This window comes from Acinetobacter sp. V2 (genome assembly GCF_001188385.1).
GTDB classification, from domain to species: Bacteria; Pseudomonadota; Gammaproteobacteria; order Pseudomonadales; family Moraxellaceae; genus Acinetobacter; species Acinetobacter oleivorans.
In genome coordinates, this window is sequence record NZ_JZFB01000011.1 from 23,863 (window position 1) to 34,112 (window position 10,250).

11 protein-coding genes are annotated in these 10,250 nt (G+C 38.4%); 4 read left to right on the top strand and 7 right to left on the bottom strand.

Annotated elements, in window-relative coordinates; translation table 11 throughout:
* Both UC75_RS22420 and UC75_RS18160 read left to right on the top strand, forming a co-directional pair.
* Positions 1–475: cation diffusion facilitator family transporter (locus UC75_RS22420; RefSeq protein ID WP_228137495.1), on the top strand; the 475-nt coding region annotated here is incomplete at its 5' end.
* Between the two features lie 95 nt (positions 476–570).
* Positions 571–1,269 carry a DsbC family protein gene (locus UC75_RS18160; RefSeq protein WP_049838388.1) on the top strand — a complete coding sequence of 233 codons (699 nt, stop codon included), beginning with the start codon at positions 571–573 and terminating at the stop codon, positions 1,267–1,269.
* A 50-nt stretch (positions 1,270–1,319) separates the two neighbouring features.
* Here UC75_RS18160 and UC75_RS18165 read toward each other — a convergent pair whose 3' ends face one another.
* The 4 genes from UC75_RS18165 to UC75_RS18180 all read right to left on the bottom strand — a co-directional run bounded on the left by UC75_RS18165 (position 1,320) and on the right by UC75_RS18180 (position 4,924).
* On the bottom strand, positions 1,320–1,571 hold the full coding sequence (locus UC75_RS18165; protein ID WP_000269732.1) for a GlsB/YeaQ/YmgE family stress response membrane protein: 252 nt from the start codon (positions 1,569–1,571) through the stop codon (positions 1,320–1,322).
* A 173-nt stretch (positions 1,572–1,744) separates the two neighbouring features.
* A complete protein-coding gene (gene hpt, locus UC75_RS18170) occupies positions 1,745–2,272 on the bottom strand; it encodes a hypoxanthine phosphoribosyltransferase (RefSeq protein ID WP_004795560.1) in 528 nt (175 codons plus the stop codon).
* Between the two features lie 217 nt (positions 2,273–2,489).
* A complete protein-coding gene (gene guaD, locus UC75_RS18175) occupies positions 2,490–3,812 on the bottom strand; it encodes a guanine deaminase (RefSeq protein ID WP_049838389.1) in 1,323 nt (440 codons plus the stop codon).
* 56 nt (positions 3,813–3,868) lie between these two features.
* Positions 3,869–4,924, bottom strand: a complete 1,056-nt coding sequence (locus UC75_RS18180) for an aromatic ring-hydroxylating oxygenase subunit alpha (protein ID WP_049838390.1) — start codon at positions 4,922–4,924, stop codon at positions 3,869–3,871.
* A 411-nt stretch (positions 4,925–5,335) separates the two neighbouring features.
* Between UC75_RS18180 and UC75_RS18185 the strand changes: the two genes are divergently transcribed.
* A complete protein-coding gene (locus tag UC75_RS18185; RefSeq protein WP_128825364.1) occupies positions 5,336–5,869 on the top strand; it encodes a nucleotidyltransferase family protein in 534 nt (177 codons plus the stop codon).
* Between the two features lie 51 nt (positions 5,870–5,920).
* Here the strand turns inward: UC75_RS18185 and UC75_RS18190 are convergent, their stop codons facing one another.
* Together UC75_RS18190 and UC75_RS18195 are read right to left on the bottom strand one after the other, a co-directional pair.
* Positions 5,921–6,874, bottom strand: coding sequence for a TerC family protein (locus UC75_RS18190; RefSeq protein WP_049838392.1), 954 nt, complete (start codon positions 6,872–6,874; stop codon positions 5,921–5,923).
* A 320-nt stretch (positions 6,875–7,194) separates the two neighbouring features.
* Positions 7,195–7,791, bottom strand: coding sequence for a phosphatase PAP2 family protein (locus tag UC75_RS18195; protein WP_013199301.1), 597 nt, complete (start codon positions 7,789–7,791; stop codon positions 7,195–7,197).
* Between the two features lie 135 nt (positions 7,792–7,926).
* Here UC75_RS18195 and UC75_RS18200 point away from each other — a divergent pair, with 135 nt between their 5' ends.
* The gene (locus tag UC75_RS18200; RefSeq protein WP_049838393.1) at positions 7,927–9,177 is read left to right on the top strand and encodes a low temperature requirement protein A; all 1,251 of its coding nucleotides are present in this window, start codon (positions 7,927–7,929) and stop codon (positions 9,175–9,177) included.
* Between the two features lie 70 nt (positions 9,178–9,247).
* Here the strand turns inward: UC75_RS18200 and mpl are convergent.
* A partial coding sequence (gene mpl, locus UC75_RS18205; RefSeq protein ID WP_228137496.1) for a UDP-N-acetylmuramate:L-alanyl-gamma-D-glutamyl-meso-diaminopimelate ligase occupies positions 9,248–10,250 on the bottom strand: 1,003 nt, incomplete at its 5' end.

Consider the following 10,250-nt stretch of genomic DNA (forward strand, 5'->3'; position numbering starts at 1 on the left):
TGAGCATGGACATCATCACGATTTAAACCAAAAAGCTGCATTTTTACATGTAGTTGCAGATGCTGTGACCTCCGTTTTTGCAATTATTGCGCTTTGTGCGGGTAAATATTTCGGTTGGGATTTTTTAGATGCGCTTTTAGGGATTCTAGGTGCTATTTTGGTTGCAAAATGGTCTCTTGGGTTATTGAAAGAGACAGGAAAAACCCTTTTAGATGCAGAAATGGACCATCCTGTGGTTGAAGAAATTCGTGAAGTGATTGCTGAATTTCCTAAATACATTGAAATTACAGATATTCATGTCTGGAAAGTCGCAAAAGGTAAGTTTTCTTGTATTTTAGCGCTCGAAACTAATGATATTTCTTTAACCGCAGATCAGATTCGTCAGGCTTTATCAATTCATGATGAAATTGTGCATATATCGGTAGAAATTAATATTCTAAAATCTGCTTATGTTCCACGTGAAACATTGGCATAAATGAGTGGCAGTTTGGTTATAACTCGGTAATCAGTTCTGTTTTCGAAAGCTGAACTGATTAAAATAATCTCCTCTCCTACCTATGAGTCGGTTTTATGCTTAAAAAATTAGGAATATTGGCGTTATTTAGCTTAACTGCAAGTGTGTGTTTCGCTAATGTAGATACTGTTAGGGAAAATATTAAAAAACAATATCCTAATTTGAAAATTAGCAATATTCAGAAAACCGAAATGCCTGGGCTATATAGTGCTAATCTCGATCAGCAAATCATTTATGTTGGCGAAGATGGGCAACATATGTTTGTAGGCTCTATGATCCGTTTAAAAGACCAGAAAAACTTAACTAAAGATTTGGTATTAGGACAGAACTCAATTGATTGGAAACAATTACCGTTAAAAGATGCGATTAAAACGGTTAAAGGTAATGGACAGCATGTTTTAGCAGTATTTTCTGATCCAAACTGCCCTTATTGCAAGCAGCTTGAGCCTGAACTTGATAAGCTGAAAGATGTGACTATTTACACGTTCATCTATCCTCTAAAGCCTCAGTCTATTGTTGTTTCTAGACAGGTGTGGTGTGCGCCAAATCAATCCTATTCATGGAAAAAACTGATTCAACAAGGTGTTAAACCAACAGTGACAAACTGTGCTAATCCAATTGACCGTAATTTAGAGCTTGGAAAGAAACTAGGTTTTAATGGTACCCCAACCTTAATTTTTGCAAATGGATTTAAACTGGTAGGCGCTCGATCTGCCGAAGAAATTCAAGCCGTTTGGAAAGAATTAGGTCTATAAAATGAATTAAAAAAAGCACCATCAGGTGCTTTTTTATTGCCTAAAAGTCATTAACTTTTTCGTGCAATTAAATTGTAAATAAAGAGAATAATGACTGCACCAATTACAGATGCGATAAAGCCCGCAGCTGAATTTTCTCCATAAAGGCCAAGTAAACGTCCACCATAAGTGGCGAGAAGTGAACCTGCAATACCAATTAGGGTAGTTACGATGAAACCTGCTTTATCATCCCCTGGATGTAAGGCACGAGCGATTAAGCCAGCAAAGAAACCAACTACAATAGCGACAATGAGTGACCACATATTTGTTCTCCAGTTGTTTTTTTGATGAAGTTAATGATTTTGCTTCATATTCTATCGTGCGGCAGAGTCATCTATTTTGTCTGTAGCAGATTGCGACTTTTTGTGTCTTTTTTGTTCGAAGCTAAATTTTTATATAAAAAAATAGCACCTCGCGGTGCTATTTTTTTTGAAATTTATAAACCAATTTCGCCAATAAATGGTAAGTGGCGATATTTTTGATCGTAGTCTAATCCATAACCCACAATAAACTTGTCTTCAACTTCAAAACCTAAAAATTTCACTTCGAGATCAATTTCACGGCGAGATGGTTTACTCACTAGCGTACACAATTGAATCGAATTTGGTTCACGAGTTTGCAGCATTTCCATAACTTTGCTTAAGGTATTACCTGAGTCGATAATATCTTCAACGACCAGTACATCTTTACCGCGAATTTCACCATCAAGATCTTTTAAGATTTTAACATCTCGACTTGAAGTCGTACCGCCGCCGTAGCTAGACACTGTCATAAAGTCGAGTTCATGCGGTTTGGTAATCGTTCGGCACAAGTCTGCCATGAAAATAACAGAACCACGCAGTAGTCCAATCAGGACTAACTCTTTGTCGCTATTTGCATAGTGAGCGTTAATTTGCTCGCCGAGCTCTTTGACTTTTGCTTGAATTTCTTCGGTTGAAATCATGATGCTCATTGCAACAGTCATGTCAGATTCCTACAAGATATAAAAGAAAAAATAAAAAAGGTGTTGACCTGCAACACCTCTAAAATCTGAGTTAATGGTAAAATTTTAAAGCAAAATGATGTTTCATGCACCCTTTGATGACTCTGAAGTTTTATCATTTTGAGCAATATGTTGATCCCGCTTTAATACAAGAGTACATATTCCAAATAATAACAAAAACTTAACGGCCCGATTTTTATTAGGCTGTTTCTTTTTGATAGGCACGGTTTCCATAAATATAAGTCGCCTCAATATTACGGTCATCACCTAAAGTGAATAATGCAAACAACGAATCCTCAACAGATTTAGATTTAGACTGACGCAGTTGCTGTAGCGCTGTTGGCTTTAGGTTGAGTACCACAAAGTCTGCTTCTTTACCGACGTTGAAATTGCCTAACTTGTCCTGCAAATCAAGCGCTTTTGCTCCGCCTAGTGTCGCGTGATAGAGCGCTTCATAAGCTGAAAGTTTATCACCTTGTAACTGTTGAACCTTATAAGCCTCGTTAACAGTTTGCAGCAAACTAAACGATGTACCAGCACCGATATCTGTCCCCAAACCTACTTTCACTTGTTTTTCCCAAGTTTTTTTCAATGGGAATAAACCACTTCCCAAGAATAGGTTTGAGGTTGGGCAAAATGCGATAGCCGACTGCGTATCATGCATACATTGCCATTCTTCATCTTCTAAGTGAACACAATGAGCAAAAACAGAACGTTTACCAGTTAGGCCATAATGTTGATAAACATCTAAGTAACCCGCTTGTTCTGGAAATAAAGATTTCACCCAAGCAATTTCATCTTTGTTTTCGCTTAAATGCGTATGTACATAAACATCTGGAAACTCTTGTTTTAACTGCCCTGCTCTTTCTAATTGTTCAGGTGTAGACGTTGGTGCGAAACGTGGAGTAATCGCATACAGAGCACGACCTTTGCCATGCCATTTTTCAATGAGTGCCTTGGCGTCACTGTAAGCCGTTTCTGGGGTATCACAAAGCGCTTCAGGGGCATTGCGGTCCATAAGTACCTTACCGGCAATTAAACGCATCTGAACGCGTTCTGCGGTTTCAAATAAGGCATCAACAGATTCAGGATGAACTGTACAGAAAACGAGGGCTGTGGTTGTACCGTGCTTTAAGAGTTCCTGAACAAAGAACTGGGCAATTTCATTAGCATATGCTTTGTCTTGAAACTGGATTTCAGTTGGAAAAGTATAGGTATTGAGCCAGCTTAAAAGTTGTTCGCCGTAAGCTCCCACCATTTCAGTTTGCGGAAAGTGAATATGGGTATCAATAAAGCCAGGTACAATCAATTGTTCTGGGTAATGTTGAACCTCAACTCCATCAGGAAGATGTGCTTGAGCTTCTTCCCATGCACCAAACCATTTGATTTTTCCATGTTCACTAATCAATACACCATCTTCTAAATAACGCACTTGATTTGGAATATCAGTGGGCTCAGAAACGGTTTGTTGGATATCTAAAAAACGACCACGCACAACGGTGGTATTTGCGATCAATGACATGGAAAGCCTTTATATTTTCACTTTTTTCGATTGATTGTACCCCACTTAGCCAAGATTTAAACAGTATAACGTTTACTTAGTCCCCATTCTGCCAAAATCCGTCGATAAGTCGTTGATGAACGGTCTGCTTCAAAATGTGCTTCCATCATTAAATCAAGCGGAAGGTCTTCTGGCTTTTGTGATTCGACCATATCTTGGTCTTCAGCAAAAATTTGCGCATTGAATGCATATACTTTTTCTAAATCACCTGTTTGGTCAAAGTTACGGGTAAGTGGAACAAATAAACGGGTTTTATTGCTTGAGATAGGACAGCAGGCATTCAAGATTTTTAAAACCCCACCTTCTGGAAAATCAACAGTAAGTACTGCTGAAAAAGGTGGATAGACATCGAAGGTGCGCTTCCACAAAAAGCCTTCTGGTTCGAGATGTTTTAGTTCGTGTGGATAGTTACTGACATTGCTGATATAGACTGTTTTTAGGCCGTAGCTGGTACGTTCTGTGTGATATTTGGGTACAACAGGGTTCTCTCGATTCGCAAAGGCGTTGTGATGTACCCATGCAAAATGAGCGACATCGATAAACCCTTCGAGTTGACGTCCGCTAGAACCGCCAATATCGACAAAAGGCGGTAAAATTGATTGATGTTCTGCATGCTCCCAAGTATCTAATACTGGAATATTAGCTCGAGTAATATCCCGACTGTGAATACTGGTCCAAATCAGGCCATATCGTTCAACAACTGGAAATTTGGTCAGAGAAAAACGATCAGAAATTTTAGTTAAATCGGGTTGAGCTGGTATTTGGGTGCACTTCCCTTCGGTGTTATAGCGTAGACCATGATAGGGACACACAATTTCTTCACCATCCACCCACCCTTTGGTTAAAGGAACCCCACGATGTGGGCAAATGTCTCGAACTAAGTGAATTTCGCCACTTTTTGTCTTATATAGGGCCATATTCACATCTAATAACGTCACTCTTTGTGGCGCAGTAGAGACATCTTGAATACGGGCAACCGGATACCAGTGAGTAGATAAAATTTCCCAATCTTTTGCTTCAAAACTGCTGTTACACGGCATTGCAAGGGGCGTTAAAGTTGGAATAGCATTCATGGCATCACTCCTTAAAAAAATCAGGGCTCTCGCGAGCCCTTAAAATCTAGGCTTTTTTCTTTTTAGGAAATGCAAAGAGCTTGCCAATATTGATTTTTAAGAAAGAGATTAAGAGTAAAATTATTAAAATACATAAGTTTATAGACTAATATTTTTGAATTTTTGTTCTAATTTAGCTTTAAAAATGAAAGTTTATTATTCGTTATGCACTTAAAAAGCACTTTAAAAGTGCTTTTTTATGTAGATCTATGCGTTCAGTACTCAACAAAATAATGTGCTGCTCCTGAGCATAGTCATATGATATTGATCAGCGCTTTTAACGTGCAGAGCTTCTATGTACTATTACATGATGGATGACTTTAGTATTTTTCCAAATATGATAATTATCAACAAGACTTTATTGATTTGGTGATGAAATCTCCTTGTTTATTAAAGACATTAGCTATTATTTCTCAATTGCATCCAAAAGTTTATTTAAGTGCTGGTGCTGTGAGAAACACTGTTTGGTCATATTTACATGGCAAAACTTATGATTTAAATAGAAGTGATATGGATGTGATTTATTATAATGCTAATGAATGTGATGATAGTTATCAAAAAGAATTGCAAAGTGATTTAAAAAGCAAATTTCCAAATCAAGATTGGGATGTTGTTAATCAGGCTTTGGTACATACATGGTACCGTAAAGATAATGGTGAAAAAATTCAGCCATTAACTTCGATTGAGGAAGCATTATCATTATGGTCAGAAACAGCAACAGCTATAGCGATACGTTTCGACACTTTCGGTAATTTAGAAATAATTGCACCTTTTGGCTTATCAGATTTATTTGAATTGAATTTACGTTGGAATTCAGCTCTAGTTAGTTATCAGACTTTCAAAAATCGTGTAGAAAGCAAAAAATGGTTACAACAATGGCCAAAATTAAAAATAGTCAATTCCTAATTTAAAAAGAGCTTTCTAAGAAAGCCCTTTAATATTATGCAAATAAAGATTCTATGAGATTTGTCGCTTATTATGTCGTAAAGAGAGATAAGCGGTAATTGCTAATACTATTACGATAAAGCTCAACGAAATCCAGATTGGCATGTGGAATACATCAAGCAACAACATTTTTGCACCAATGAATAATAAGATGATGCCTAAACCGTATGGTAAGTAGTGCAATTTAGATGCAGCGCCAGCAAGCAAGAAGAACATTGCGCGTAAGCCTAAAATTGCCATTAAGTTCGCTGTTAAAACAATAAACGGGTCGCTTGTTACCGCGAAAATAGCAGGAATTGAGTCTACCGCGAAAATCACGTCTGAAGCTTCAACCAAAATCAACACTAAAAATAACGGCGTTGCCCACAATAAACCATTTTGACGTACAAAAAATTTGTCACCTTCCAGCTGTGGTGTAATACGCATGTGCTTACGTAACCATTTTAGAGCTTTGATATCTTCAATATTGGTTTCTTCTTCTTGGCCTTTTAAGAATTTGAAACCTGTATATACCAAGAACGCACCAAAGATATAAAGCACCCATGAAAACTCTTGAACAAACCATGCGCCAATAAAGATAAACAGAGTACGCAGTACGATTGCGCCTAATACGCCGTAGAGCAAAATTTTACGTTGTAGTGCAGCTGGAATAGCAAATGCCGCAAAAATCATTAACCAGACGAAAACGTTGTCAATTGCGAGGGACTTTTCAAGTAAGTAACCTGCGAAATATTCCATGGTTTTTTGATTTGCTAAGGTCACACCAGCCGTTTGTTGTAGATACAACCATAAACCACCACCAAATAAGACCGCGACGCTTACCCACGCCACGCTCCAGTAAGCAGCTTGCTTAATTGAGACATCCTGACCTTGCTTTTGCTTAAAGCCTAAAAAGTCCACTAAAAGCATGACAATGACAATGCCAAAGAATGCTATGTACAGCCATAGATTGCCGATTGTTTCCATAAATCCTCCTCACATCCGGCAATTGGGCATAAAAAAACCTCGACCAGTTGCCAGATGAATTAAAACATCTGTATCAACATGATCAAGGTCTTGCCTACATCATGAATTTCACGATGCTCAGATACCGACTTTTTAATAAAAGTGTATTGACGATATCTGACACATAACATTGCTGTTATGTTTGGAGGAGGCTACTCCCCTTGTCAAACTAAATTCTGTTTTGGATAAAACATATCCAATTTCACATAGAATGGCAGATTTTTTTATATTACGCAACTGAACTTAATGTCGTGGTTTTAATATAAAAAAAGATCTACGGATTATTTAATCAAACCGCGGTCTAAAAGTGGTTTGCATATAATCTGGTAAAGGTGAATAAAGAATGCGGTCAAACTTGTACCGTAAGCATTCCAGAAGTAATAACCTGCTGTATTGACCAGAAGCGCAACAATAAAAGCCCCCAACATGTCTAAAGGGAAATGCACACCTAAATAAATACGTGACCATGCCACCACAAATGATAAGAATAAAAGAATGATTCCAATCATTTTACGCTGAGCAAACAAATAAGACAGAGCAATGGTACTGAAAATCAGCATATGATTACTTGGAAAAGATGCTGTTGGCGCATGCTCAATAAACGTTGTACCCACACCCATGACAAACGGCCTGGAGTGATGGTAAAACAGAGATATAACATAACCTACTAAAAGCGATATACAGGTTAAAAAGACAGATTTAATGACCCTATTTTTTAAATCTTGATCACCATAGAACCATAAAAATGTAAGGATGAATAAAAGAATATAGAGGAGATCATTAGCAAAAAAGATAGCAAGACGAATGATAAATTGACTCGCATCCTGAGCCCCATTAATCACATGGAATAAGCTAAGGTTGAGTGTTTCTAAAGACATTCATATTCCAAACAAGAACAAAAACGTGGGCTATGATAAAGAATTAAGCCTATTGTCTTGATAAAGAATTGTCACAAAAATGAAATATAGTTTGTTTGTGAGTAAAGATTAAACAGCAGGTCTAGATATTTTTTAATGCGTGTTCTGGGCGTTAATATTAAAGTGTTAACGTGTTGGCACTTTATTCGAGAACGTTATTTTATGACTACTCAAGAAAAACAGAAAAAATTAAGTTTGAGGCCTTTATCTCCAAGAGATCCAAAACAGCCGCATAGAGCAGCAACTCCACTCGAATTATTGTTCGATTTAATTTTTGTAGTCGCGATTGCAACAGCGGGTCAGCAATTACATCACGCGATTATTGAAAATCATCTCTGGCATGCATTACCAAGCTACCTGATGGTATTTTTTGCGCTGTGGTGGGCATGGATGAATTTTTCGTGGTTTGCTTCAGCTTACGATAACGATGATGCATTGTATCGATGCCTTACCTTTGTACAGATTGTGGGGTCATTGGTGATGGCCGCTGGTATTCCTGATGTATTTCGTAGTCAGGATTTTGACATCATCATTATTGGTTATGTGATCATGCGCATGGCACTGGTTACCCAGTGGTTACGTGCAGCAAAACATGATCCAGAGCGGCGAATTACCGCTTACCGCTATGCGGTAGGTATTGTCTTGGTTCAGGTGGGTTGGCTCGTTGCTAATTTTGCGCACATACTTTCAGTTCCTTTATTTTTATTTCTGGTTGCGATGGAGTTATTTATTCCTATCTATGCAGAAAAATATTCACCAACGCCGTGGCATCCTCATCACATCGTAGAACGCTATGCCTTACTCACGATTATTGTTCTAGGTGAATCAATCGTCGGTAGTTTTAATGCTATACGTGACGCCTTAGCCGCTCAGTCAATGAATATTCCAGCCGTTTTCTTAATGATCGGTGGATTGATGTTGATGTTCGCAATGTGGTGGGCTTATTTTGACCGTAGTGAACAACATCATCATGTTAAAGGTGTACGCCCATTTGTTTGGGGATACGGTCATTATTTTGTTTTTGTCAGTATTGCTGCGGTGGGTGCAGCGCTTGCCGCCGCTGTGGATGTCACAACCCATCATGCGCATATTTCTGATTTATATATGGGAATAGTCGTTGCGGTGAGTGTGGTGCTCTATACCACCTGTATTTGGATACTTTACGAGTTCCAATGTTTATCTGGAATCACGAAATGGTTTTATCCGATCACCGCGCTCATTATTTTATGTATTCCGTTTATTTGTAATAACGTGGGATATAGCGTCTTTGCGATGGGTATTGTCTATAGTTTACGTTTAATCGTTTCTAATAAATTTATGGCCAATATAGAGCCAGAAAAAGTTTAAAAATAATTGATATAAAAAAACGGGTTTCAATTTGAAACCCGTTTTTTTATTGAATCATCTAAAGCGGAAGTTAAGCAGCTTTCGCTTTTAATGCGCTCATGAGTTTTTGATGTAAGCCACCAAAGCCGCCGTTAGACATAATCACCACAGCATCGCCCTCACCTGCTTCATTGACAATACGCTCAATAATTTCATCAAGAGAGCGGCTCACTTGAGCATGGTTAGAAGCAGCTGCAATCACGGGTTGTAAATCCCAATCTAAACCTTCTGGCTGGTACCAGATGACTTCATCTGCTAAGCGTGCTGAATGTGCTAAGCCATCTTTATGACTGCCCATACGCATTGTATTTGAACGTGGTTCAATAATGGCCCATAAACGGCGTTCACCTAAGCGTTTACGTGCGCCATCTAAAGTGGTATCAATTGCTGTTGGGTGGTGAGCAAAGTCATCATAGACCTCAATACCATTGACTGTACCAAGTAACTCCATACGACGTTTTACGCCGCCAAAGTTAGACAAAGCTTCACAAGCCGTTTCAAGTGCAACACCTACATGTTGAGCGGCTGCAATCGTTGCCAAAGCATTCGCTACACTATGTTGCCCGGTCATGGTCCATTTAACTTCACCAACGACATTGCCATTTTCGAGTACTTTAAAATGGCTGCCATCAATTGAGATTAATTCAGCAGATAAAGCAGCTTTTTCATTCGCTTCTAAACTTGTACGAATCACTGGTGTCCAGCAACCCATTTCCAGCACTTCATCAATATGAGTTTCAGTAATTGGCGCAATAATACGACCTTCACTTGGAATGGTACGTACAAGATGATGGAATTGCTTTTGAATCGCTGCTAGATCATCAAAAATATCGGCATGGTCAAATTCAAGGTTATTTAAAATCGCCGTTTTTGGGTGATAGTGAACAAACTTAGAACGTTTATCAAAGAAAGCTGAGTCATATTCGTCGGCTTCAACGCAGAAGTATTTTCCACCACCTAAACGAGCGCTTTCGCTAAAACCAAGTGGGACACCACCAATTAAAAAGCCCGGATTTAAACCAGCTTGATCAAGT